This is a genomic window from Pedobacter ginsengisoli, from assembly GCF_030244015.1.
GTDB classification, from domain to species: Bacteria; Bacteroidota; Bacteroidia; order Sphingobacteriales; family Sphingobacteriaceae; genus Pedobacter; species Pedobacter ginsengisoli.
The window spans coordinates 800754-825683 of sequence record NZ_JASSYX010000002.1 but is presented as its reverse complement, the minus strand read 5'-3'; the positions used below and the strand labels follow the sequence as shown (position 1 = coordinate 825683).

Annotated in this window: 21 protein-coding genes and 1 tRNA gene; 12 read left to right on the top strand and 10 right to left on the bottom strand. The window is 42.6% G+C overall.

Annotated elements, in window-relative coordinates:
• Nucleotide 1 precedes the first annotated feature (1 nt).
• The 9 genes from kdsB to QEP08_RS10615 all read left to right on the top strand — a co-directional run bounded on the left by kdsB (nt 2) and on the right by QEP08_RS10615 (nt 13836).
• On the top strand, nt 2-736 hold the full coding sequence (gene kdsB / locus QEP08_RS10655) for a 3-deoxy-manno-octulosonate cytidylyltransferase (RefSeq protein ID WP_285057763.1): 735 nt from the start codon (nt 2-4) through the stop codon (nt 734-736).
• Nucleotides 733-1272, top strand: a complete 540-nt coding sequence (locus QEP08_RS10650) for a hypothetical protein (RefSeq protein WP_285057760.1) — start codon at nt 733-735, stop codon at nt 1270-1272. The genes kdsB and QEP08_RS10650 overlap by 4 nt, the downstream gene beginning before the upstream one ends.
• Before the next feature lie 443 nt (nt 1273-1715).
• Entirely contained in the window at nt 1716-4478 is a 2763-nt protein-coding gene (locus tag QEP08_RS10645; RefSeq protein WP_285057759.1) for a TonB-dependent receptor, read from the top strand.
• Nucleotides 4479-4482: 4 nt separating this feature from the next.
• Nucleotides 4483-5244, top strand: coding sequence for a GLPGLI family protein (locus tag QEP08_RS10640; RefSeq protein ID WP_285057756.1), 762 nt, complete (start codon nt 4483-4485; stop codon nt 5242-5244).
• Between the two features lie 155 nt (nt 5245-5399).
• Nucleotides 5400-7016 (top strand): CTP synthase, encoded by a 1617-nt coding sequence (gene pyrG, locus QEP08_RS10635; RefSeq protein WP_285057754.1) that lies wholly within the window; start codon nt 5400-5402, stop codon nt 7014-7016.
• A gap of 21 nt (nt 7017-7037) precedes the next feature.
• On the top strand, nt 7038-8834 hold the full coding sequence (gene yidC, locus QEP08_RS10630) for a membrane protein insertase YidC (protein ID WP_285057751.1): 1797 nt from the start codon (nt 7038-7040) through the stop codon (nt 8832-8834).
• Nucleotides 8835-9180: 346 nt separating this feature from the next.
• A complete protein-coding gene (locus QEP08_RS10625) occupies nt 9181-12024 on the top strand; it encodes a S9 family peptidase (protein ID WP_285057750.1) in 2844 nt (947 codons plus the stop codon).
• 55 nt (nt 12025-12079) lie between these two features.
• Nucleotides 12080-13351: a nucleoside recognition domain-containing protein gene (locus QEP08_RS10620; protein WP_285057748.1), complete on the top strand. Its 1272-nt coding sequence runs from the start codon at nt 12080-12082 to the stop codon at nt 13349-13351.
• Between the two features lie 83 nt (nt 13352-13434).
• Complete coding sequence (locus QEP08_RS10615) at nt 13435-13836, top strand: OsmC family protein (RefSeq protein ID WP_285057746.1); 402 nt, start codon at nt 13435-13437, stop codon at nt 13834-13836.
• A gap of 48 nt (nt 13837-13884) precedes the next feature.
• On the opposite strand, the gene QEP08_RS10610 is transcribed toward QEP08_RS10615, so the two are convergent.
• Nucleotides 13885-14244 (bottom strand): response regulator, encoded by a 360-nt coding sequence (locus QEP08_RS10610; protein WP_285057745.1) that lies wholly within the window; start codon nt 14242-14244, stop codon nt 13885-13887.
• 163 nt (nt 14245-14407) lie between these two features.
• Here QEP08_RS10610 and QEP08_RS10605 point away from each other — a divergent pair, with 163 nt between their 5' ends.
• Complete coding sequence (locus QEP08_RS10605) at nt 14408-15778, top strand: exonuclease domain-containing protein (protein ID WP_285057743.1); 1371 nt, start codon at nt 14408-14410, stop codon at nt 15776-15778.
• Nucleotides 15779-15862: 84 nt separating this feature from the next.
• Nucleotides 15863-15936: transfer RNA gene (locus tag QEP08_RS10600), tRNA-Arg, on the top strand.
• 172 nt (nt 15937-16108) lie between these two features.
• On the opposite strand, the gene rpiA is transcribed toward QEP08_RS10600, so the two are convergent.
• Nucleotides 16109-16801 carry a ribose 5-phosphate isomerase A gene (gene rpiA / locus QEP08_RS10595; protein WP_285057741.1) on the bottom strand — a complete coding sequence of 231 codons (693 nt, stop codon included), beginning with the start codon at nt 16799-16801 and terminating at the stop codon, nt 16109-16111.
• Nucleotides 16802-16855: 54 nt separating this feature from the next.
• Here rpiA and lspA point away from each other — a divergent pair, with 54 nt between their 5' ends.
• A complete protein-coding gene (gene lspA, locus QEP08_RS10590) occupies nt 16856-17365 on the top strand; it encodes a signal peptidase II (RefSeq protein WP_285057738.1) in 510 nt (169 codons plus the stop codon).
• 5 nt (nt 17366-17370) lie between these two features.
• On the opposite strand, the gene QEP08_RS10585 is transcribed toward lspA, so the two are convergent.
• The 8 genes from QEP08_RS10585 to QEP08_RS10550 all read right to left on the bottom strand — a co-directional run bounded on the left by QEP08_RS10585 (nt 17371) and on the right by QEP08_RS10550 (nt 24929).
• The gene (locus QEP08_RS10585) at nt 17371-18363 is read right to left on the bottom strand and encodes a glycoside hydrolase family 18 protein (protein ID WP_285057737.1); all 993 of its coding nucleotides are present in this window, start codon (nt 18361-18363) and stop codon (nt 17371-17373) included.
• Nucleotides 18364-18382: 19 nt separating this feature from the next.
• A complete protein-coding gene (locus QEP08_RS10580; RefSeq protein ID WP_285057736.1) occupies nt 18383-19006 on the bottom strand; it encodes a gluconate 2-dehydrogenase subunit 3 family protein in 624 nt (207 codons plus the stop codon).
• A 15-nt stretch (nt 19007-19021) separates the two neighbouring features.
• Nucleotides 19022-20728 (bottom strand): GMC oxidoreductase, encoded by a 1707-nt coding sequence (locus tag QEP08_RS10575; RefSeq protein WP_285057735.1) that lies wholly within the window; start codon nt 20726-20728, stop codon nt 19022-19024.
• Nucleotides 20729-20891: 163 nt separating this feature from the next.
• The gene (locus QEP08_RS10570) at nt 20892-21668 is read right to left on the bottom strand and encodes a hypothetical protein (protein ID WP_285057734.1); all 777 of its coding nucleotides are present in this window, start codon (nt 21666-21668) and stop codon (nt 20892-20894) included.
• Nucleotides 21669-22107: 439 nt separating this feature from the next.
• Entirely contained in the window at nt 22108-22461 is a 354-nt protein-coding gene (locus QEP08_RS10565) for a response regulator (RefSeq protein ID WP_285057733.1), read from the bottom strand.
• Nucleotides 22433-22789 carry a sensor histidine kinase gene (locus QEP08_RS10560; RefSeq protein WP_285057732.1) on the bottom strand — a complete coding sequence of 119 codons (357 nt, stop codon included), beginning with the start codon at nt 22787-22789 and terminating at the stop codon, nt 22433-22435. Before QEP08_RS10560 ends, QEP08_RS10565 begins: the two co-directional genes overlap by 29 nt.
• Nucleotides 22790-23491: 702 nt before the next feature.
• Nucleotides 23492-23965, bottom strand: a complete 474-nt coding sequence (locus QEP08_RS10555; protein WP_285057731.1) for a QcrA and Rieske domain-containing protein — start codon at nt 23963-23965, stop codon at nt 23492-23494.
• A 16-nt stretch (nt 23966-23981) separates the two neighbouring features.
• Entirely contained in the window at nt 23982-24929 is a 948-nt protein-coding gene (locus QEP08_RS10550; RefSeq protein ID WP_285057728.1) for a DUF5777 family beta-barrel protein, read from the bottom strand.
• Between the last annotated feature and the right edge of the window lies 1 nt (nt 24930).

The window sequence follows — 24930 nt, the reverse complement described above, 5'->3', positions numbered from 1 at the left end:
GATGAAAATACTTGGGATCATACCTGCCAGATATGCCTCTACGCGGTTTCCCGGCAAACCACTGGTGCAGATCAAAGGGAAAAGCATGATCCAAAGGGTATATGAGCAAGCCGGTAAAGCCGCTGCGCTTTCACAGATTGTGGTGGCTACTGATGATGAGCGCATTGCTGAAGAAGTCCGAAGATTTGGCGGCCAGTACGTGATCACTTCTGCTGATCACCTGAGCGGTACAGACCGCTGCGCAGAGGTAGCTGGGATATTGCCGGAATTTGATGTCATCGTCAATATCCAGGGTGATGAGCCTTATATAGACCCCATGCAGATTGATCTGCTAGCCTCCTGTTTTGAGGACAAAGCTGTTCAGCTGGCTACTTTGATCAAGGAAATACACGAGGAAGGCGAACTGTTTAATCATAATACTCCCAAAGTACTTCTGAATACTGCCGGGGAAGCCATTTACTTCAGCAGACAGACCATTCCCTTCATCCGCAACGCAAAAATGGAAGACTGGCTCAGTACCCATCAGTTTTACAAACACATAGGCATATACGGGTATACAAGAAAGGCATTGCTGGAAATCACCCGGCTTCCTTCTTCTTCGCTTGAAATGGCTGAAAGCCTTGAACAGCTGCGCTGGATTGAAAACAACTATAAGATACAGACCAGGATTACTTCCATTGAGACCTTTTCAATAGACACTCCTGAAGATCTGGAGAAAATAAATAACAGGATATGAAGTTTTTGACCGTCTGTATCTTAATCGGTGTGTCTGTCCTTGCTGCATGCAGTAATCCGGGCACCGGGGAAACCATTCCCGCCAATGAACAGCAAAGAATTATCGTCAAATCTTTTAGTGACTCTTTACAGGCAGATACCTTCAAAGTAAAAATTGAAGGCAATAATCCAAAAGACATGCGGCTGGCATTTACGATCCGCTCTTTTGAGGGGAGGCTGATCTACAGCATCGGCATTAAAGCGGCTGATCTCTTTAAAAATTATGATGCGACGATCAATCTTGATAAAAAGAAAAATCAGATCAAATTTCTCAAAGAAGAAATCAGCAGATTCTTTGACGAAGAGAATTTTATGGAACCGGCGGTAACGGGGCAGGAAAACCCGGACCAATATGTGCCTGACAAAGCCTTTTTTGAGGAACTAAAAAAAAATCAGCTCAACGGATTCTTTTATCGCCTGGGCAAAGAACATAAAGTTTACATTGCCTGGTCAGTAACAGAAAAAAAAGTAAAGCCCTACTATATTTGCTGTAAATAGCAAAAATTTGCATCACAGCACAAATTTTAATTCATTTCAATAATTAACATTTTTATAGCGCTAAAACGTATTATGCGAATTTTTTTGAGAAATGTTAATAATAATATTATGATTTCAACAAACTTTATGCTATGTTTATATACTGAAACAAAATGAAAGACACGATTTTTGCTTCTAAATCAACCTTTAATATTCTAACCAAATATACTTTCGAACAAAGCGCCCGGAGATTCCGGGCCTTTTTTTTACACCTCAATTTCGGACATACTTTAATCCGGGTTCCTGCGTTGTTATTCGGTTCGGATATTTATCCATTCGGACCAAACATTAATCAAACCGGTTTTCAATTAAATTATAAACGCTCAAACACCCGCTACTTTCTTTAATGGATGCTCAAAAAAACTTATTTTAGCTATTTACAGTTTGTCCTGCGGTATATGCTAATGAGATCTTTTATATTTATTCTGCTTGCATTGTCTTTCTTTACCGCATCGGCACAAAAAGCAGGAATCAGGGCTGTGGTTACAGATTCACTGGAAAAAAGGCCACTGCAGTACAGTACGGTGTTGCTGATCAGTTCCGTTGATTCTATTCTCATCAAAAGTACCAGGACCAACGCACAAGGTCAGTTTACCCTGGACAACTTAATGAAGGGTGATTATAAACTGATCATCACCTATCCTAAAATGGCCGATTATTTTACGAATTTAAGATTGTCTGATACCACACAGGTCAGCCTGGGCAATATCCATATGGAACTCAAATCAAAGCTACTGAAAGAGGTGCAGATAAAGGCTACCAAAAATGCGGTACGGATGCATGGTGACACCCTAGTATTTCAGGCTGATAGTTTTGCGGTGAGGACCAATGCGAATGTACAGGAACTTCTCAAAAGGCTGCCGGGGGTTGTAGTTGATAAAAACGGTGCGATAAAAGCACAGGGTAAAGATGTAAAAACCGTACTCGTAGACGGCGATGAATTTTTTGGCGATGATCCGCTTTTGGCTACGAAATACCTGAAGGCAAATGCTGTAGAAGAAGTTCAGGTCTATGATAGAAAGAGTAAAACCGCCGAACTCACGGGGATAGATGACGGCATTAAAAACAAAACCATTAACATCAAACTAAAGGAAAATGCCAAAAACGGATACCTCACAGCTTTAGACGGCAACTATGGCACCGGCAATTTCCGTGATTACGGTGGAATGGCCGGTGTGTTTAAAAACAAGCTCAAAGCTGCTGCTTTCGCCACTTATTCCAACCTGGCCAATGAATCGAAGATCAACCGTTCGATGAGAAAATTAAAGGGAGAGGATTATGATGTGATAGAGGTAGGCGATGATGGCAGTTCGATCATGTATTCGTCCGGTGGTGATGACGACGACGATTATGGCTCTCCGACGGGTGGTCTGCCCAGCAATCTGAATCTGGGTGGTCATTTTTCTGAGAGAATAAACAACAAGACTGGTGTGAAAGTAAACATCAAAAGTTTTGACTATAAGAGCACCAACCGAAAAACTTCAAATTCCCAGGAATTACTTCCCGGGGGTGCGCTGTTTATCAGTTCAGGCAGGAATAATGACCGTTCAAAGAGCACGGGTGAAAGCATCAGGGGCAGCTTTAGCTATATCCTGGATTCCCTCTCTACATTAAAAATAGCCTATGGCGTAAGACAAAGCAGAAATTATCTTGATACGAAAGGACTCGACGACACCAGAAATGAAAAGGAAGCCTTCATTAGTCAGAATTCCCAGACCAACACCGGAACCGGTGATGCAAAAACTTTTAACGGAAATATCAACTGGTCCAAAAGATTCAGGAAAAAAGGAAGAACACTTTCTATTGACCTGCAACCCGAAACCCAGTCTGGAAAAAACTTTGAAAACAGCATCAACCGCACAACTTATTATAATGACAACGGCACTTTGAACCGTATAGAAAATATAGACCTGAACAAAGACAATTCCAATCAGCAAAATTCCGTTGGCACCAGGATCAGCTATACTGAACCCATATCCAAACACTGGGCTATGGAAGCGGGTTATAGTTTTAAAACCATCTCCTCAAGCAGCTACAGGTTTGTAAACGACAAAGGTGGACTGAAGATAGATTCCCTGAGTAATAATTTTAAATTCATCAACTTCTCCAATGTGGGAAAAATGGTGATGCAATATAAAATCAACAGTTTTTCTATTTCAACAGGCCTGGAGGCTACTCAAACCAATTTTGAGCTAAGGGATCTGGATAGAAAGACTGATTTTGACCGCAGGTACCTTAATCTAGCTCCTGCCACCAATATATTTTACAAGATCGACAACAACAGCACTTTATCAGCCAATTATAACGGCTATATGCAGCAACCCAGCATCAACCAGCTGCAGCCTGTACGCCAGCTTAATAATCCGCTGTATCAGATCATTGGTAATTCTACATTGCGGCCTTCCTTTACTAATAACTTCGGACTTTCGTTTAACAGTTTCCAGTTTAAAACTGATGAATACATTTCAGCCTATTTTAGCTATGGCTTCACCAGCAAGGCCATTACTGAAACCGAAATTGTAGATGACTTTAACAAGAGGATCTCAAGTTTTACCAATCTCGACGGCATCAACTCTACAGCAGGAAACATTTACTATTCCAAAGGTTTTGCCAAACTCAATTTCAGACTGGGTGTAGACCTGGGTTTCAATACATCAAATAACATCACGCTCATAAATTTCACAAAAAACAAAACACGTAACAATCAGTACAACCTGCGGACCACCTTCAATTATTACACTCCAAAAGTCGACATCAGCTACTCACCTTCCGCCAGCTTTATGTATGGAAAGTCATCAATAGGCGACCTCAATGACGGGAAAAGCTTAACACATGACCACGAGTTTTCCGGAACGGTGCAGCTGCCCTACAAAATGGAGTTCAATACGACCCTCTCCCTTTCATTCCGTCCGGCCAATTTATCTTTTGAAAGAAACTTAAATGTAGCCATATTAAACAGTTACCTGTCTGCCAAGTTACTGAAAAATGAGGCGCTGGAGATCCGGCTTACCGCTACGGATCTGCTCAATCAAAAAATTGGTTACAACCGTTTTGTGGGTGGTAATATCAAAAGCGAAAATACGTTTAGTTACATCCCGAGATATGCTTTGATAGGGATAAACTGGAATTTAAGCGGTAACTTTATCAAAAGTCCGGCTGGTAAATAAAAAAATGAAAACCATTGTCCTCAGTGTATTCCTCATTGGATTGTCCGTTCAAAAAATGAACGCACAGCAGGTTTTTATTCCTTACGGCAAGATCACCTATGAAAAAAAGGTCAACATGCAGCGAAGTGCGGCAGACTGGAACATCCCTGATGAGGCTAAGGAAAAAATGAAAAAATACAGTACCAGTGAATGGGAACTGTACTTTGACCAGAATAAATCACTTTATAAGGCAAATAGAAAAGAGGCTGAAAATGACAATTCGATGCTGTTTTTGTCACTTGACGATTCGGAGAACCAGCTTTACACCAATTATTCCGGGCAAAGCAGAGTGATAAAGAAAAGTGTTGTCGGTGATGATTATCTGCTCAGGGACACTATTCCAGCTATAAACTGGAAGATTATGCATGATCTGCGAACCATCGCAGGCTATGAATGCAGAAAAGCCATAGGGCGTATCAATGACACAGTATATGTAGTGGCATTCTACACAGAAGAGATCTTATTGAAAGGCGGGCCTGAAGGCTTTAGCGGATTACCGGGAATGATCCTGGGTATTGCCATCCCCCGGTTTAACACTACCTGGTTTGCCACAAAGATAGAAGGGTTTGCCAATTATACGGCGCAGATCGTACCTCCGGGAAAAGGAAAAAAAACAGATTCCGATAAAGATCTGCAGAGATTACTGGAAATATACCGCCGTTATGATGGCAATAAAAAAGAAAAACCCGAAGATATAAAACGGCGGCTGTTTGGTTTTGTGCTCTAACAATTTCATGTCTAAGATTTTAGGGATTTGTTTTTAAGCTCATTTTTATTTCAAAAAATAGGCGTTCCGCTTCAGTTTTATTTGCTAACTTTGTATCCCGTACAAAAACAATAAGGCAGTACAAAAACTGGCTTAATATCCACAAATTCATAAACATGACTAAGTATATTTTTGTTACGGGCGGTGTTACTTCCTCATTAGGAAAGGGCATCATCTCCGCTTCATTAGCCAAATTATTACAAGCACGCGGCTACAGTGTAACCATCCAAAAGTTTGATCCTTACATCAACATTGATCCGGGAACACTAAACCCATACGAGCACGGCGAATGCTATGTGACCGAAGACGGTGCAGAAACAGATCTTGACCTTGGCCATTACGAACGATTTTTAAACGTGCCTACTTCGCAGGCCAACAACATTACTACCGGCCGCATTTATCAAAATGTGATCAACAAAGAACGGCAGGGTGAGTTTTTAGGAAAAACCGTGCAGGTAGTACCCCACATTACCGATGAGATCAAAAGAAACATGCGGATCCTTGGTGACAGCGGTAAATATGACATCGTAATCACCGAGCTCGGCGGTACCGTTGGTGATATCGAATCCTTGCCATTTATAGAGGCGGTACGCCAGTTTAAATGGGAAGAGGGCGCAAATAATGCGATAGTGATCCACCTTACTTTAATTCCTTTCCTTGCCGCCGCAGGTGAGCTGAAAACCAAACCTACACAGCACTCGGTAAAAGCATTGCTGGAATATGGTATTCAGCCAGATATCCTGGTCTGCCGTACGGAACACCATATTACAGCTGATATCCGTAAAAAGATAGCTTTGTTTTGCAACGTAAATGTTAACGCGGTAATAGAGTCGATCGATGCTTCCTCAATTTACTCCGTTCCCTTGCTGATGATGAAAGAGCAGCTGGATAAGATCGTGCTGAGCAAATTGAAACTGGCGCAAAAGAATGAGCCTGATATGGAGAGCTGGAAAGACTTCCTCGGACGTCTGAAAAACCCGATCTCTGAAGTGACCATTGGTGTCGTTGGAAAATATGTGGAACTTCCGGATGCCTACAAATCTATTACAGAATCATTTGTGCATGCAGGAGCGAAAAACGAATGTAAAGTACGCGTACAGTACATTCATTCAGAAGAAATCTATCCGGAGAATGTAAAAGAAAAACTTGAGCACTTTGATGGGCTGCTCGTAGCTCCGGGTTTTGGCAGCCGGGGTATAGAAGGAAAGATCGAAGCCATCAGATTTGTTAGGGAAAACAACGTGCCATTCTTTGGGATCTGTTTGGGTATGCAGTGCGCCGTCATAGAATACGGCAGGAATGTACTCGGCCTTACCAATGCAAATACTACTGAAATCGATGAAAATTCAGCGCATCCGGTGATCAATATGATGGATGATCAGAAAAACATAACCACCAAAGGTGGTACCATGCGTCTGGGCTCTTATCCATGTGACCTTAAAAAGGGGACCAAAGCTTACGGTGCTTATGGCAAAACGCACATCACTGAACGTCACAGACACCGCTATGAGTTCAATAATGCTTATTTGAACCAATATGAAGAAGCTGGAATGATCGCTTCAGGCATCAATCCGGATAGTAATCTTGTAGAAATTGTAGAGCTGAAAAACCATCCTTTCTTTGTCGGCGGGCAGTTTCACCCCGAATTAAAATCAACTGTTGCAAATCCTCACCCTCTTTTTGTTAAATTTGTCGCCGCAGCGATGGAGTTTACAAAAAAGAAAATAAAATAATACGCGTTTTATATAACAATAATGGATAAAAATACATTCACAGGATTATTCCTGATCATGATCGTTCTTGCCGGGTCTTTCTATTTTTTCAAGCCGAGTGAGGCAGAGATCAAAAAAGAAAGCGAAAGAATTGCTGCTGATTCAGCAAAAAAAGCATCAGCCAGCGCTCCTGTCGCTCAGGCAGCCATTCCTGCCCCCGCTATCGATTCAACGGCTTTAAAAGGTCCTTTTGGGAACAATATTTCCGGAACTGAACAGGAAACTGTCCTTGAAAACCAGAATTTAAAATTAACTTTTACTAATAAAGGCGGCAAGATCCTGTCTGTAGAAGTTAAAGGGCAGAAAACATTTGAAGGAAGCCCTGTAGTATTGTTTAACGGAAAGCAAAATAAATTTGGCTTAAACCTGAACATTGGCGGTAAAATGGTAAGCACCAATGACCTTTACTTTACAGCTTCAAAAACTGCAAATGGTGTCAGCATGCGTGCCAACTATACAGGCGACAAATACATTGAGTTTTTATATGACCTGAAACCAGCCAGCAATAATGTGAGTTTAAACATTGCATTAAATGGCTTGAACCAGGTTGTACAAGGCAATACGCTATCACTGAACTGGGAAACTACCCTGCTTCAGCAGGAGAAATCAATAGAAAACGAACAAAGATATTCGGCGCCGTATTACAAATATACCACGGAAAGCCCTGACCATCTGAATGTTGCTAAAGATGAGAAAGAGGAACTGAAAGAAGCGAAAATCGAGTGGATCTCTTTCAAACAGCACTTTTTCTCTGCAGTACTGCTTCCTGCAGTGCCTTTTGATAAAGGCGAACTGGAAGTAAAGGTAAGTACTCAGCCTAAAGAGGTCAAATGGTACGGTGCCAATATGCAATTGCCGTTCAATCAGCTAGCTGCACAGAACTATGCTTTTACTTTCTATTTTGGCACCAATAAGTTTTCTACCTTGAAAGATCAGGGTCATGAAATAGAGAAACAGGTAGACATGGGCTACTGGCCTTTAAAATACATCAACAGGTTTGTGGTATTGCCGGTATTTAACTGGCTGGAAAGCTTTGGCTGGGGTTACGGCCTGATCATCCTGTTGCTGACCATTGCGTTAAAAGTAGCCATGTCACCACTGACCTACAAGTCGTACGTGTCTATGGCGAAAATGAGGATATTGAAGCCTGAAATGGATGTGATCAAAGCCAAAGTTGGTGATGACAACCCGACCCTGTTGCAGCAGGAATACCTGAAGCTATACAAGCAGGTGGGTGTTAACCCATTGGGAGGTTGTTTGCCAATGCTGCTCCAGTTGCCTTTTGTAATGGCTTTCTTCTTCTTCTTTCCCAACTTATTTGAACTTAGAGGAGAAAGCTTTTTATGGATGAAAGACCTTTCAACCTACGATGAGTTCATTAAATTTGGATTTACCATCCCGGTAATTGGCAATCACCTGAGTTTGATGTGTATCCTGATGACCATTTCTACGTTGATCTATACGTACTTCAACAACCAGATCTCTGGGGCTAGCGGACAGATGAAATATATAGGTTACATCATGCCGATTGTGTTTTTAGGTGTGCTGAACAGCTATCCTTCCGGTTTGAACTATTATTATTTTCTGGCCAACATGCTGACCTTTGCACAGCAGTTCATCATCAAATCAATGGTTGACGATGAAAAAATTCACAAGACTTTACAGGACAATAAAGCCAAGCCTGCAGAGCAAAAAAAGAAAGGCAAGTTCCAGTCCAGACTGGATGACTATATGCGCCAGCAACAGCAGGCCCAGATCCAGAAAAAGAAAGAAAAATAATAACAGTACCTGGCCACTTTTTGGGCGAGAACTGTATGCATAAAAGAAGCACCTCCAGGGGTGCTTCTTCATTTTACGGGTTTATTATAGCAGGTTGACCTTAGCTTCTGCCATAATATATTCTACTGCTTTTGTACTGCTTTCCTACTGCTTTCATGCTGCTTTCATGCTGCTCGACCAATAGGAATCCAGTCTAAAGGCAGTATCTTTTAAGCTGGATATTACTGAGCGAAGCAGTAGTTCACTGTTGTATATTGTAAAAATATAACAGAGGATGTAGTATTATCTCAAAATTTTTCTAATTTTTAAGCCTCCAAACCACATAGGGAACACACATTTTTTTAATATGTATAAATATCTAAGCCTGACACTCCTATTGCTCACCAGCGTATGCCATGCGCAAAAAAAACCACTGGACCATACTGTTTATGATGCATGGGAGGCCATTTCCTCAAAGAAACTCTCCAATAACGGTGACTGGGCGGGTTATGTGATCAGCCAGCAGCAAGGAGATGGCACGCTATACCTTTCAAGTTTGGTCAGCAATGCCAGGTTAAAAGTGAGCCGGGCAGAAAATTTGCAGTTCAGTCCGGATTCAAAATATGCAGTATTTTCCATCAAACCCTTTTATTCTGCTACCAGAGCTGATAAAATCAAAAAGAAAAAGGCTGATGAGATGACCAAAGATACTTTGGGGATCGCCAATTTGACCAGTATGGCGGTGGTTAAAATACCAAGAGTCAGATCTTATAAGTTTCCGGAAAATGGACTTGCTTATTTAGCATATCAACTCGAGAAGCCTGTTGATACCTCAAAAAAAGCAAAATCACCGGCGGGATCGGAGGTTAAAAAAGATGTGGAGGACTATTTCGCAGACGATGAGCCGTCGAAGACTGACAGACCGGAAGGCTCCGACCTTGTTTTTAAAAACCTGATGACAGGTGTGGAAAGGACTTTTAAATATGTAAGTGAGTATACTTTCAGCAAAAATGGCAGGCAACTGGTTTTTGCGGCTACAGGATCTAAAAAAGATGCTGCAGCCAAAGCGGGGGTTTTTCTCCTGAATATAGAAAAAGGGACATTAAAAACACTGGTTAGCGGGAAGGGCAACTTTAAAAATTTTCTGTTTGACGAAGAAGGCGAATCTCTGGTATTCCTGGGGGAACAAAGCCCTGAAAAACAGGAAATTAAAGATTATTTTGTTTATTTCAATTCGCCTTCCCTGGATACCGCACAGGTCCTGGTAGACGCCGAAATGCCCGGCATGCCAAAAAAATGGTCAGTTAGCGGGGATGGCAGACTCAATTTCAACAAGGAAGGCACAAAGCTGTTTTTTGGTATTGCGCCTGTAAAAAAAGCGAAGGATACCACTCTGATAGATTTTGAACACGCTAAACTGGACATCTGGGGGTATAAAGATGATTACCTGCAGCCTATGCAGCTGAAAAATGCAGATCAGGAAAGTAAAAGAAGCTACCTGACCGCCATAGAAATCTTTAACAGCGACATCAGGATTGCTCCGCTCACAGATGCCAAACTACCTGATGCTTCCCTGATCGACGAGGGAAATTCAAACTTTGTATTGGCTTCAACGGATTATGGCAATAGGGTGCAGACGCAATGGAGCGGTAGTGCAATAAGAGATTATTACCTGATAGATACCAAAACAGGTGCAAGAAAAAAGATCATTACCGGGCTTTCGGGTATTGCCGCTCCTTCCCCATCCGGAAAGTATGTGCTTTATTTTGATAAAAAAACAGCCGGATGGTTTAGCTACAATATTCTTACTGCTAAAGTAACACAAGTCTCAGTGGGAATCCCCACCAGGATCGTTGACGAACTGAATGATGTTCCTGATGAACCAGATCCGTATGGTGTTGCCGCATGGACTGAAGACGACAGGTCAGTCCTCATCTATGACCGTTATGACATTTGGGACTGCTCGCCTGATGGTAAGACAGCACCTAAAAACATCACCAATGGTTTTGGCCTGCAAAACAAGATCACATTCAGATACAACAAACTCGATCCTGAACAACGGTTTTTAGAAAAAAGAGCTGTGGTTTTGCTGGATGCTTTTAACAACACGACCAAAGAGCATGGTTTTTACCGCACTAATATTGGTGACAGCAAAAATCCTGAGCTGGTGATGATGGATAAGTTCAGCTACTCAAAACTCGAAAAAGCTAAAGATGCGGAGCGCTACCTGTATGATAAGGGCAATTACAGCAACTCACCAAATGTGTTTGCTTCTGTTGACCTGAAAACAGAGGTAAAATTGAGCAACACCAATCCTCAGCAGCAAAACTACAACTGGGGCACTGCTGAACTGGTCAAATGGACTACGCCAAAGGGATACAATTCTGAAGGCATACTTTATAAACCGGAAAATTTTGATCCGGCAAAGAAGTACCCGATGATCGTTTACTTTTATGAAAAACTTTCTGACGGTTTGTACAATTATGTACCTCCGGCTCCTACTCCGTCGAGGCTGAATATTTCTTATTTTGTGAGCAATGGTTATCTGGTTTTCGCGCCGGACATCAGCTACGAAAAAGGATACCCTGGCCGGTCGGCGGAAGAATTCGTCAATTCGGGCGTAGAATCTTTAAAGAAAAATGCCTGGGTAGATGGCGCAAAAATTGGCCTGCAGGGTCAGAGCTGGGGTGGTTATCAGGTGGCACACCTGATCACCCGGACAAATATGTATGCCGCCGCATGGGCGGGTGCACCGGTGGTCAACATGACCTCTGCTTATGGTGGGATCCGTTGGGAAAGCGGTCTGAACAGGCAGTTTCAATATGAAAAGACACAAAGCCGGATCGGGGCTACGCTTTGGGAAAAACCGGAACTCTATATTGAAAACTCACCATTGTTTTCCCTTCCGAAAGTATCCACTCCTGTGGTGATCATGGCCAACGATGCAGATGGCGCGGTACCCTGGTACCAGGGCCTGGAAATGTTCAATGGTTTGCGCAGGCTTGGAAAACCAGTTTGGTTACTGAACTACAACAATGAGGCACATAACCTGGTGCAACGCCAGAACAGAAAAGACATACAGATCCGTGAACAGCAGTTTTTTGATTATTACCTGAAGGGCGCCAAAGCGCCGGTATGGATGGTCGGCGGAATCCCGGCAACGGAAAAAGGTAAAACATGGGGATTTGAGCTGACGGATGAAAAGCCGTAATGGAATGTACTTTAAAAATGCTAAATTAACCGCTTTAAAAAACTAAAAACAAAAAATGGCATTAAGCAGGATCTGGTCGGCCTTCATTATTGTTGCAATTGTAGTAGCCAGTATAAAGTGTATCTTCTTTGGCAAAACGGACATTTTCAACTGGATGGTGATCGGCAAAGCTGATGATCCGTTGAACCCGTTGAAACTCGATGGAATAATTGAAACCTGCTGGACAGCAGTAAACATCTGTCTGAAGCTGATCGGTATCATGGCCTTGTTCATGGGTTTCATGAGCATTGCTGAAAGGGCTGGCGGTATCAGGCTGTTGTCAAGGATCATCGCTCCGTTCTTTTCCAAACTATTTCCGGATGTTCCTAAAGGTCATCCTGCTACGGGACATATGGTGATGAATTTTTCCGCCAACCTGCTGGGGCTGGACAATGCCGCAACACCCTTTGGCTTAAAGGCCATGGAGAGCCTGCAGGAACTGAATCCAAGTAAGGACGTGGCCTCAAACGCACAGATCATGTTCCTTTGCCTGCATGCGTCGGGTCTTGCCTTAATCCCGGTGAGCATCATCGCCATCCGGGCCTCTTTGAATTCTGCCAATCCTACCGAGATATTTATCCCCTGCATGATCGCCACTTTTGTGGCTACCATGGCGGCGATGTTTATTGTTTCTTTTAAACAAAAGATCAGCCTGCTTCAGCCCGCCATTTTAGTCTGGATTTTAAGTATATCTGCTATAATTGCTGCGCTGGTGCTGTACCTGGTTACACTGAGTACGGAGGGACTGCAATCATTTTCTGGTATTTTGAGCAACGGTCTGATTCTGCTGATCTTTCTTTTGATCATAGGCGGCGGCCTGTATAAAAAAATAGATGTATTTGATTCATTTATAGAGGGTGCCAAGGGTGGGTTTGAAACCGCAGTAAAGATCATTCCTTACCTGGTTGGGATGCTGATCGCAATAAGCCTGCTGAGGACAAGTGGTACATTCGACATCATAATTAATGGATTAAAGTCGGCATGTACGGCTTTGGGTGCCGATTCGAGGTTTATTGACGGTATACCTACGGCGCTGATCAGACCCCTCAGCGGCGGCGGCGCAAGGGGAATGATGGTAGACACCATTACTACCCACGGAGCAGATTCTTTTGCGGGAAGGTTGTCCAGCATATTACAGGGGTCATCAGACACTACCTTTTATGTAGTTGCTGTATATTTTGGTGCGGTGAACATTAAAAACACAAGGTATGCGATTGGTGCCATGCTGCTGGCCGATTTGGTTGGGGTATGTACTGCGATAGGGCTTTGCTACTTATTTTTTGGCTAGCCCTGCTTGAAGATCCTGTCTATATCTGCCATTTAAGAAAGCGTCAATAACACCATATCGTATAAGATCAATAATCATAAAATATGCCAACAAACCAGATTACAGCGGTAACAGAACTGGACAAATCACATTACAAAACTAAAGTATATGCAGGTGGTCATTTTATTTATGCGGACGAGCCTGAAGATCTGGGCGGAACCGATGAAGGCATAAGCCCGGGCGCGCTTTTACTGGCCAGTTTGGGAAGCTGTACTGCGATAACGATGAGGATGTATGCCGACCGTAAAAACATACCGCTGGATGCCATTAAAATAGAACTGGCGATCTGTAAAGAAGAGGAAATGAATAAGTCTACAACCATAAGCAGAAAGATTGAACTTACAGGTCAGATAGACGATGCCCAGCGTGAAAGGCTAATGCAGATTGCAGATAAATGCCCGATACATAAAATACTCAGCAATCCCATTACGATATTAACGTCTTAAATTCTCTATGGAATTCAGTATTATTCTATATTTATCAGTACAGCCTGATCAAGCCACCAATTGTGCTTTTACTGTTTTGACCAATCGGTCAATGTCAAATGGCTTGGAAATGAAGTCATTAGGGGAACCCGGCTGCTTGAGCAAATTCTGCAGGTTATGACTTGCAGAAATCATCACCACTGGAATGTTCTTAAACAACTTATGGGTTTTTATCTGCCGGCAAATGTCTCTCCCATCCATTCCGCCGAGCATGACATCCAATAAAATTAAATCCGGTCTCATTGATGCGACCACTTTGAGCACATCGATACCGCTGGTTAGGGTAGATACTTCATACCCCTCATCCTCCAATATAATCTTTATGACTTCGACTATATCCCTGTCATCATCCACTGCTAAAATCTTCATAGTCTTAATTGTTGCGTTGTATTGTTATTACTCTGCCATTTATATGCCACAGTTTTCATTTAACCTGAAATCAAGCCAAATATTTTAAATTAATGACATTAATTTGCATTGCTTACTAAAATAATTAGCATATTTACACCTCATTTACCAATTGATCCGAACTATGTTTTATGCTGTAGTCGATATTGAAACCACAGGGGGATTTGCCTCCGGAAACGGAATTACGGAGATCTCCATATTGGTACATGACGGTTCATCTGTGGTCGACAGGTATGAAACGCTGATTAACCCGCAGCAGGAAATACCTGCTTATATTGAGGCGCTGACGGGAATTAGCAATGCGATGGTGGCCGATGCACCTCTATTTGAAGAAGTAGCGGAAAAGATCTACGGACTGCTTCATGACAAGATCTTTGTGGCGCACAATGTGAACTTTGATTTTTCTTTTGTGCGACATCAGCTGGCTTTGTCGGGTTATCAGCTGCTTTGTAAGAAATTATGTACCGTAAGGATGAGCCGAAAATTGCTGCCTGGACATGCTTCTTATAGTTTGGGGAAATTATGTAAAGCTTTGGGTATTGAAATCAACAACAGACACCGGGCCGGTGGTGATGCGGAAGCTACTGCGGTCTTGCTGGAAATGTTATTTCAGGCAGATACAGAAGGGCTGATCTTGCAGACTTTGAGCCGTGGCGCCAAGGAACAGGCATTGCCGCCAAACCTGCATCGTTCTGAAGTAGATAAGCTGCCTTTAAGCCCGGGTGTATACTATTTCAAAAATCAAAAGGGTAAGGTCATCTACGTTGGGAAAGCCAAGAGCCTGAAAAAAAGGGTCTGCTCGCATTTTACCGGCAACAATATCGGCCGGCAAAGGCAAAACTTTTTGAAGGATATATACAACATAGATTTTGAAGTATGCGGTACGGAGCTGATGGCTTTTATCCTGGAGGCCGCAGAAATTAAACGCCTGTGGCCTGAAAATAACCGCGCAATGAAGCGTTTTGAACAAAAGTATGGCTTATATGCGTTTGAAGACCAAAAGGGTTATACAAGGCTTGGCATCGACAAATATAAAAAGGACGTCCACGCGCTTTTTAGTTTCAATACGTTGCTGGAAGGCCATAACCTGTTGAGAATGCTGATCAGGGAGCATTTGCTTTGTGAAAAACTGTGCTATATCCAGCATGGAAGAGCGGCCTGTACCGCCCATTCCGAAGGAAACTGTGCCGGCGCCTGTGCCGGAAAAGAATCGGCCGCCGCTTATAATGTAAGGGTAAAATATGCAATGGAGCAGCTGAAAGCCATGTTGCCTACTTTTGCACTCATAGATCAGGGCAGGAACGAGGAAGAACACAGTTGTCTGCTGGTGGAGCATGGCAAGTTTTATGGCATGGGTTATATATCACATTATACTGATATCACAAAACCAGCTATGTTAAAATCCGCGCTGCAGCCCTACCCCTGCAATGATTATATCCTGAATATGATCATTTCTCATGCCGAAGCTTTCCCTCAAAAGAAAATAGCAATCTGAGTTAAAAGCTTCTCAATAAAATGTTCAAATTAGATTTGTGCTTGTTCATGCGTTTTTATATCTTTGGCGCTCCATAAGGGACATGCCTTGGTAGCTCAGTTGGATAGAGCAACGGTTTTCTAAACCGTGGGTCAGGGGTTCGAATCCCTTCCAGGGTACTAAACCGGAATCAGAGTTTCAACTTGTTTCCGGTTTTTTCTTATCACATGTTGTGATATTTCTGACAGATGAGCAAAGACCTTACAAAATCCACTTAGGTAATGAACCACGCTCCTATCATTCTCGTTAAAATCCAGGACCATAAGACCAAAGTGAACAATCCTTGGGAAATTACAGGGCTGACGCCTCGATGATCTTCACGCCAGTTTCACCGGCAATTATAGCTTTGGCGGCCATTTTATAAAACAACGAATGTTCTACAATACCTGGCATCATCTTTACACGGCTGTTTAAATCCTGAAGATCCGGAAGTTCAGCAAAATAAATATCCGCAAGAAAGTTTCCATTTTCAGAAACCAGTGCTCCGTCTTTTTGATTGCTCATTCTCAATTTTACTTCCGCATCAGGAAATTCTTTATCCAGACGATCCTTTACCATTTGCAAAGCAAGCGGCAGAATTTCAATCACCAATGGATAAACCGCATTAAGTTCAGGCACGAACTTTCCATCATCTCCCATCAAAATAAATTCGTCGGCCATGGCGGCCAGGATTTTTTCAGCGGTATGGATGCCTCCACCACTTTTAAGCGCATTCAATTGTGAGTCAAATTGATCGCAACCGTCAAAATAGACATCCAGCTTATTAATCAGCAAAGGAGACTGAACGTTTAAACCACTTTCCACCAGGTAGTTATTAGTCTTGAAAGAAGAAGAAACAAAAGTAACTGTTTCTATGAGGCCCTTATTTTGTTTGATCAGATCAATGAGGTGTGCTACAGTAGACCCTGCGCCCAGGCCAATGATATGCCCCTGTCTGATCAATCCCAGTGCTGCTTTAGCTGCTTCTTTTTTATAATCGGCCATGGCGGCAATTTAAAAAATAATTTTTACCTATCTTGTAAAACATAAATTTCTGCAATGAAACTAAAACAGCCATTTGGCAGGATTCTTATTCTGCTGCTGATTTCATTTAATATTGGCTGTGATCAGTTGACCAAGACTGTAGTAAGGGAATACCTAGATTATGATGAACAGATCCCGGTGATCAAAAATCACTTTACTATACTCAAAGTAGAAAATAGCGGTGCTTTTCTAAGTTCAGGAGAGTCGCTACCCATTCCGGTGAAGTTTGTTTTCCTTAGTCTGCTGCCCCTGTTTATCTTGGGTTATGCACTGTATTTTTTGATGGTCAAACGCAATTTAAACCGCTTGTTCATGGTTGGGATCAGTTGCATCATCGGTGGTGGTATTGGTAATCTTTATGACCGGATGGTTTTTGGGTCTGTAACTGACTTCCTGCACCTTGATTTCATAGTCTTCCAGACAGGTGTATTTAACCTTGCAGACTTGTCTATTTCCTTTGGTACATTATTTATTCTGATCAGTCTGTATTATAAAAAAGCTGTCCCTGTTCCTGCGGAGCAATGAAAGCATTATTTATTTATTCCTGAAAATACGGCTTTCCTCAATATTCCGTCATCGGTGTCTCCTCCGTACTCCCAATACATTGCACCAAGCATGCCGCGGTTCAGCAAATAAGCGCATTTAACAGCGATGGATTCCGGGGTTTCGTAGGTGCAGACAAATTCGCCTCTGTCATTTTCCAGAAAAGGGACCCTCGCCTCTTCATCCCACTGCATCTTAAATCCCTTCAGGTTCACGATCTCCCTGTAGTCAATAAAATCTGCAATGCCATCCTTACCGTGTCCGTAAAAAGGAATTCCCAATACAAGCTTACCCAATGGCATACCTGCATTCAAATGCGCGGTTACAGCTTCGTCTACACTAATACCGCTGGTATATTTGGAACGGTAAAGTCCTGCATGGTGGTATGGCGGACGGCCCATGTCGTAAGTCATGATATTTACAAAATCAACTGCAGGCTCAATGGCTTTGAAATCTATGTATTTAGCATCAGCGACAGAAGCCAGTGTCAGCAATTTTGATTTCCTGATCTTGTTTCTGATCTCCTGCATAAGTGATGTATAGTTTCGGGTATCATCCGGAGATGACGATATTTTAGCGGCGTTGCTGGTCGGATATTCCCAGTCGATGTCTATGCCGTCCAGTCCGAACTCGTTGATTACACGCAAGCAGTCTTCCGCAAATTTCTTTCTGTTCTCTGCCGTCGCTGCCATTTCACTAAATCTGCCGCTGCCCCAGCCGCCGACAGACAGCATAATTTTTAGCTGTGGTGCATTGTTTTTTAGGCTTACCAGGCTTTTAAGGCGCTTTTCATTGTCAATACGGATGCCATCGAAAGTATTGTTTACATGGCCGAAAGCATAATTGATGTGCGTTACGTAGGCCGGGTCAGGCATAACCTTGGTCCAGGAGGTCACGTAAGCTACTATTATTTTCTTTCGGCCGGCACTTGCGTTGGCAATCTTAGTCTGTGCAAAGCCAGAAATCGCTAACAGTGACATCAAGAGGATTAACCTGACTCTACACATCCTCCATCCCGTAATGTTTCAAAACATCAGCGGGTACACCCTCCCAGATGTTTGGCTGATTGCCCATATAACCGACATCTTTAATCCCAATTTCCGTAGTATAAAATCCGGAAGCAGTAAGATTGCGCATCAGACTAAAGAAATTGACGCCCGGCTGCATCCCCGGTTTCACTTTTCCCGGATATGCGATGTCTTCCACTATAGCGATCTGCTGATCCGAAGAAACTTCTTTAAATGATTTTCCAAACCGGCTCAGGGACTGCATGTCCAGCCATTTCAACCCACCCCGCATCGGTATCTGGTGGTACGGCATATCCTTAACTATAAATTCAATAAAATCGGGAACTTTAGCATCAGTAGCGCTGCCGGATTTATCATCTTTCGGAATGATGATATCAGCCAAAACGGCTATTGTAGCCATTTCATGCTCGCTGAAGAATTTATAGGAATTTAATTGCCTGTCCCGCTCTGTTTCAAACTGCTGCCTTCCGGGTTTTGCTTTTTCATCAATTTTAGCAACTGTTTCTGTTTCCTTACCTGGTTTGCACGCTTCAAGTACAATACCTGTACTTACAGCAGTTAAACCCAATACCTTTAATGATTCACGTCTGTTCATATTTATAGATTTAGATCAGCTTAGATTTAATTTTTCTTTTTGCTGCAAAATGTATTCTGCAGTACGCATGGAGAGTGCCAGAATAGTCCATGTTGCATTTTTATCGCCCTGTTGCACAAAAGGCCCTGCATCTACCACGAAAAGGTTTTTACAGTCATGAGCCTGGCACCACCTGTTAAGCGCAGATTTTTTGGGATCATCACCCATTCTGACTGTGCCCACCTCATGGATGATCTTACCGGGTGCCTCCAGACCGTAATTGGTTTCCGGCCCTGGAATACCTGAGGTAATTACTGCACCCATGCCATGCATGATCTCCTGGAAAGTTTCCTGCATATGCTTTGCTTGTTTTACCTCTTCCGGTGCCCATTTGTAGTTAAACCTAAGCACCGGTATTCCAAATTTATCCACTACGTTCGGGTCTATCTCACAATAATTGCTTTCCCTCGCTATCGCCGTTCCACGTCCCGCCATACCAACACTCGTACCGTACCAGTGCCTGTAGTCATTCTTCAATGAAGCACCATATCCGCCTTTTCCGTTCAGATTTTCAATACCCCAGCCAAAACCATAGCCCGGCATCCCCATTCCACCACCATACTCAATATGGTAACCTCTCGGGAAATCCAGTTTTTTGTTGTCCAGCCACCATGGAGAATAGATGTGCACGCTTCCCACGCCATCTTCATTGTATCTTTTACGGTCTACCAGCTGAGGCAGATAGCCACCCAAGCTTGCTCCAGTAGAATCATGCAGGTATTTACCTACCACTCCAGAGTTGTTTGCCAGTCCGTTAGGGTGTGCCGGTGATTTCGAATTGAGCAGTAACCGTGCTGACTCACAAGCACTCGCCCCCAGTATCACGATTTTTCCATTGACCTGATATTCCTGGAGATCTTTTGTATTTACATAAGAAAGACCTATAGCTTTCCCGGTTTTATCCGTGATTACCTCCCTCACCATTGCATTGGTGATTACCTTAAGATTACCTGTATTTATAGCGGGAATCACTAAGCAGGAAGAAGCTGAAAAATCGCCGTAAACTTTACACGACCTGCCGCATTGCCCGCAATAAAAACATGGCGCACGGTCCTTATTGCCTTTCAGTTCTTCAGTAAGCACAGAACCCCTTCCCGCAATTACGTTAACACCAGCTTTTTTTGCCCCTTTTTTTATAAACAATTCATTGAGCCTGGGCTTTGGCGGTTTCATGAATATCCCGTCCGGTTCACTTTCTATCCCTTCAACAGTACCATAGATACCAATCATACGGTCAATTTTGTCATAAAAAGGTTTTAACTCCTGGTAAGTAATGGGCCACTCATCAGTTAGTCCGTCTTTTGGTTTAAAATCGTCAGGTCCCATCCGCAAAGAAATCCTGCCCCAGTGGTTTGTCTTACCGCCAAGCATCCGGGAACGGAACCAGGAAAATTCCGAATTGTCCTTTTGGGTATAAGGTTCGCCGTCAAGTTCCCAACCTCCGTAAGCAGCGTCAAAATCACCGAAGTGACGGGTCGTGCCCGCGCCTCTTCTGGGTGATTCCCATGGCCATTTTAATTGTTGTGAATCTGTTCTCGGATCAAAATATTCGCCGGCTTCCAGCATCAAAACTTTTAGGCCTGCATTTGCCAGTACATAGCCTGCCATACCGCCACCCGCACCTGATCCCACAATTACGGCATCATACTCAGTGGCTGATTTTTTAATTTCAAACTCGCTCATTTGTGTATTTGGTTATAAAAGTTCAAAACCTGACAGGCTCAACAGAACCTGTCAGGTACTTGACAGTAATATACAAATTTTTGATATTCAGCGAATGAAATAAAAGTTATTTATTGAATTTTGTTACAAGAACAATCGCTGATATGACCATCAGTGAAACCATCTATTTATACTCATATTTACTGATACTGGCTGGTTCGGCGGCAGCATCAGGGTTTGTAGAACTTGAGGTAAGTGGATAACCATCATTGTCATAAGTGTACGTCGTTACATCTCTTACAATTGTCTGATTATTAAAGGCTGTAGCGACACCGGTCAATTCATTTTTAGCAAAATAGGCGAACAAATTGACAGGAGCGATCAGGTATTTTAAATTTAGTCCTAAAAAAGGCGATTTATTATTTCCGTAGGTCGCTGAAATCGTGAATTTGCCATCCGGGACCGTTACTTCTACTTTAGACAAATTGTTATTCTGATAAGTCATCTTATAAGTAGCGACCTCATTGTCCAGATTCTTTGCCTGCATCTCTGTGATGACCCCATTCGCCACAGTATAAGTTAGCGCCTCTTCAGCTACGACGGCTAAGTTAGTGTAAGTTGTATGCTTACCAGTCACCGGAACATTTGCTCCGTTGTAAGTGACTTCAAATACATCTTTATTTTCGTCACTTTCGAATTCATATTTAACAAGGTTCCCGTTGGCACCATAGGTGAAAGTCATTTTTTCGCTGTTGTTTTGTGCGTTGTAAGAAACAAGCCTATTTTGGGAATCATAATTTGCTACATAGGTGGTTTGAACGTCGTCCTCAGTTGTGGTGATTTTGCTGATGTACTTTACTTTTCCGTTTTCGTCTCCGTTAATAGGATTGTCTTTGTCTTTTTTACATCCCGCTGCTAGTACTGTGAAAAGAGCGATCATTACTGCAATTTGTTTTTTCATTGATTTCTATTTGTTATTTAAGGTTTAAAAATGCATTGTTAATTATAGCCTGACAAACTCTACCCTTCGGTTAGACGCTTTACCTGCGGGCGTTTTATGGTCTAACATTTGACAAAAATTTATAGGGTGAAATGCCATAAACAGCCTTAAAGGTCCTTAGAAGGTGGTTAACGAAAAAAAACGATGCATAGGCAACATCTTTGAGACTAAACTTTTTATTGTAGTTTTTTATGATATACTCCCGGGCTATTGCCGTTCTTTTCAAAATGTCCGTACGTGTACTTTCCTTCTGTACATTTAATTCCGATCCACTGTACCCGGTGACACAATTAGCAGACCAGTAAATCACATGATTGTTTTCCATAGCGTATTAATTTATAACCGTAAAATTAAATACACTCAGATCACGCCGCCTCCGCAGGATAGCTGAATTAGAAAACTACGTACATTTACTTAGTTTTAGATTCAGCTGACCCACATTCTTGAGCAAATAACCGCTTGCCCCGTTCCTGATCATTTGCTTTACATAATGTAACTCATCCATATTGGTGAGCGCAATTATTTTTATATCAGGATAGCATCTTGTAATGGTCCGGCACAGGTCCACTCCATTCATATCAGGCATCTGAATATCTAGCAACACATCGGGTTGATTTTCGTCCAGACAATCCAACAGACCCTTACCATTAACAGCTGAGAAAAGAACCTGAAAATTGCTGCCGTCAAGCATTCCTTTTATGCCCTGCATAACGAGCAAATGATCGTCAGCTATTCCTATAGTAATCGGTATCATACATTAATTTGCTATTTTTTTTAATATTCACCGGTTGCTCTATTAGATACTGTGTCACATCAAACTCAACAAAAACCGTTGTACCACTGTCTTCGGAGGACTCTATTTCTACATATCCGCTCACAGCAGCAATTCTTGATCTGAGATTGATAAACCCCACCCCCTCTTCGCCTTTTAAACCAATTCCATTATCTTCCACCGTGATCGAAAGCATACAGTCGTGATAACTCATTTGGACCAAAGCATAAACTGACAGTGAATGCTTAATCACATTATTGATCAATTCCTGAATGACCCTGTACACCAATAGCTCAAAACCATTTTCCATCCTGGGAACTTCACCAACCTTAATATAATTAATTTTAAAAGTAGGCGACTGAAGCCGGGAGAAGCAGATAAAAGTCCTCCAATGCCATCATGGAGATCCTTTGCCAGCCTTGAACACTCAGCTTCCTCTCCGTTTATCATGGCTTTAAGAATCTGCAGTTCTTTTGCTTTTTCCAGCACATATATATTTTGCTCCGTGATCTTCTGTTTATGCCGATATCGAAGGTAAACCAGCAAAATGCTAACGGCCAAAATAATTACAAGATGAGAAAATCCGGAAACTTCGTCCTCACCGCATCCCAGTATTAATGAGCTGGTTAAAGAGCGCGTTGGCCTGAATGAAATGCCCGTTTAATGCGCACGATCTGGCAAGCTGCATAAGCGTCATTAAGTTTACCCCGGGGTGTTTAGTAATTACGCCCAATTTCTCTGCCCTCAGTGCATAAGCCAGTGCCTTTTCTTTATTTTTAGTTCAGTAAAAATAATAGACAGCATATTCAGGGAGCTTTAGATCTCCACTTTGTTGTCTGTTTTTTCTATAATTCTGGCAGCATCCAAAAGGTTATTGGCCGCAATCTGTCCCATTATAAATCCGACCTTACCGATTTGGATCGCTTTTTGGGCATAAACAGCCGACCTGATACATAAAAAAAGCACCCTTTAGCAGGATGCTTTTTTACCACGGTCAGGTTTGCTGGTTTAGTTAGACAATTGTCGCAGTAAGTTTACCTCCGCTTACCGCCGTACTGTAAATTTTCAGGGCCCGGGTATTTCCTGCTGAACCCTGCGGCCCCTGCAGTACCGCACCAGAAGTAGAATACTGAGAAAAATGCAATTGACACTCTACCCTGTTTGCCGCCTGTTTCCAGACCAGGTTACCACCCTGGTGCGGACAGAGAGACTCTGTGGCCACAAATGAAGCTGGGGTATCGCCAGCTGCAATCCTGTAAAATAAAACACCACCAGCCACAGTATAATCGCCAATGGCTTTTAGCTGAGTAGCAAGATCTATAACGGCAGTGTTGCCGCCACCGCCTCCGCCACCACCGCCTGGAGGAGGATTTGTTGGTGGTTTTTCAGGTCCGTCGCTGCCTTTTCCACAGCCGGACATACATGAGCCGGTACATACCAGTGCCAGTCCCAATCCTAATGATTTGAGAAATTCGTCGCGTTCCATAGTTTTGATTTTTAGTTTAGTAAATCTTTGATTGCTTATCCGGGTCTTTGTTCTTTGATTTAAACAGTGTGAAATTTCTGGAAATGGTAAATCCAAAACGGACACCACCTTTATTCCAGGACTTTTTAGTATTAGAAATAAAATTATTTTCCACTATATACTCTGAATTCATAAAATTCAGAGAGAAAATATGCCCGCCGGTCTCGATTTCCAAACCAACACCAAGCGGATTATAATAGTCCGTCACAAGATCAGCAGGCCTTGAAAGACCATTTACCAGTGTATAGTCAGCGATAAAGGAAAGCCGCCTGGTCAGTTTCATTCTGCCGGCAAAACCGAGAACAAACAGATTGTTTGGGTCTTCAGGATCAGAAGGGTTTTGTCTCAGCAAATAACCAGGCGTTACCTCAAGCGACAACCGCGAAGAGATCTTCCTCGAGATGATCCCCTGGAGAAAATAAGAGAACCTGTCTGAATACTGAGCAAACTCACTTTCACTAAAAGGTTCACGGGCAATCCAGCCCATTTGGGCAAATACAGTAAGATTTACCGGCATGCCTCCTTTACTTTTCTGTCTCAGCAACTTATACTTCCCTGAAAAATTATACAGTTCATCCTGCTTGCTTCTTCCGACAGCTACAGTAAAATCATCAGTGACGCCATAGTCCAAACCAATGAATAAGTCCGAAGCGACATCCAAACCATACAAAGTATGGGCACTGCCAAACTTACCCCCGATATCTCCAAAATGATGACGGATCCGCAGGTCCAGGTCATGTTTCTTTTGGGTCTCACTGGAATGGGACAAAACAACCCGTGTCGCTTTAAAGACAGCCTCGACAGGTGCTGGCATCACGTTGCTGTTCAATGTCTTCATTAAGGAATCTGCATCCTGGGCATTAACAACTGTTAAACCTAAGGCCAGCAGCGAAAAAGTGATGAGCAAAAATTTGAACTTATTCATA

Coding starts and splice junctions, on each gene's coding strand:
- kdsB (WP_285057763.1), top strand. CDS start 2: ATGAAAATACTTGGGATCATACCTGCCAGATATGCCTCTACGCGGTTT.
- QEP08_RS10570 (WP_285057734.1), bottom strand. CDS start 21,668: ATGAAAAAACAAATTGCAGTAATGATCGCTCTTTTCACAGTACTAGCA.
- QEP08_RS10650 (WP_285057760.1), top strand. CDS start 733: ATGAAGTTTTTGACCGTCTGTATCTTAATCGGTGTGTCTGTCCTTGCT.
- QEP08_RS10560 (WP_285057732.1), bottom strand. CDS start 22,789: ATGGAAAATGGTTTTGAGCTATTGGTGTACAGGGTCATTCAGGAATTG.
- QEP08_RS10615 (WP_285057746.1), top strand. CDS start 13,435: ATGCCAACAAACCAGATTACAGCGGTAACAGAACTGGACAAATCACAT.
- yidC (WP_285057751.1), top strand. CDS start 7,038: ATGGATAAAAATACATTCACAGGATTATTCCTGATCATGATCGTTCTT.
- QEP08_RS10610 (WP_285057745.1), bottom strand. CDS start 14,244: ATGAAGATTTTAGCAGTGGATGATGACAGGGATATAGTCGAAGTCATA.
- QEP08_RS10640 (WP_285057756.1), top strand. CDS start 4,483: ATGAAAACCATTGTCCTCAGTGTATTCCTCATTGGATTGTCCGTTCAA.
- QEP08_RS10645 (WP_285057759.1), top strand. CDS start 1,716: ATGAGATCTTTTATATTTATTCTGCTTGCATTGTCTTTCTTTACCGCA.
- QEP08_RS10550 (WP_285057728.1), bottom strand. CDS start 24,929: ATGAATAAGTTCAAATTTTTGCTCATCACTTTTTCGCTGCTGGCCTTA.
- QEP08_RS10605 (WP_285057743.1), top strand. CDS start 14,408: ATGTTTTATGCTGTAGTCGATATTGAAACCACAGGGGGATTTGCCTCC.
- rpiA (WP_285057741.1), bottom strand. CDS start 16,801: ATGGCCGATTATAAAAAAGAAGCAGCTAAAGCAGCACTGGGATTGATC.
- pyrG (WP_285057754.1), top strand. CDS start 5,400: ATGACTAAGTATATTTTTGTTACGGGCGGTGTTACTTCCTCATTAGGA.
- QEP08_RS10575 (WP_285057735.1), bottom strand. CDS start 20,728: ATGAGCGAGTTTGAAATTAAAAAATCAGCCACTGAGTATGATGCCGTA.
- QEP08_RS10580 (WP_285057736.1), bottom strand. CDS start 19,006: ATGAACAGACGTGAATCATTAAAGGTATTGGGTTTAACTGCTGTAAGT.
- QEP08_RS10565 (WP_285057733.1), bottom strand. CDS start 22,461: ATGATACCGATTACTATAGGAATAGCTGACGATCATTTGCTCGTTATG.
- QEP08_RS10620 (WP_285057748.1), top strand. CDS start 12,080: ATGGCATTAAGCAGGATCTGGTCGGCCTTCATTATTGTTGCAATTGTA.
- lspA (WP_285057738.1), top strand. CDS start 16,856: ATGAAACTAAAACAGCCATTTGGCAGGATTCTTATTCTGCTGCTGATT.
- QEP08_RS10625 (WP_285057750.1), top strand. CDS start 9,181: ATGTATAAATATCTAAGCCTGACACTCCTATTGCTCACCAGCGTATGC.
- QEP08_RS10585 (WP_285057737.1), bottom strand. CDS start 18,363: ATGTCACTGTTAGCGATTTCTGGCTTTGCACAGACTAAGATTGCCAAC.
- QEP08_RS10555 (WP_285057731.1), bottom strand. CDS start 23,965: ATGGAACGCGACGAATTTCTCAAATCATTAGGATTGGGACTGGCACTG.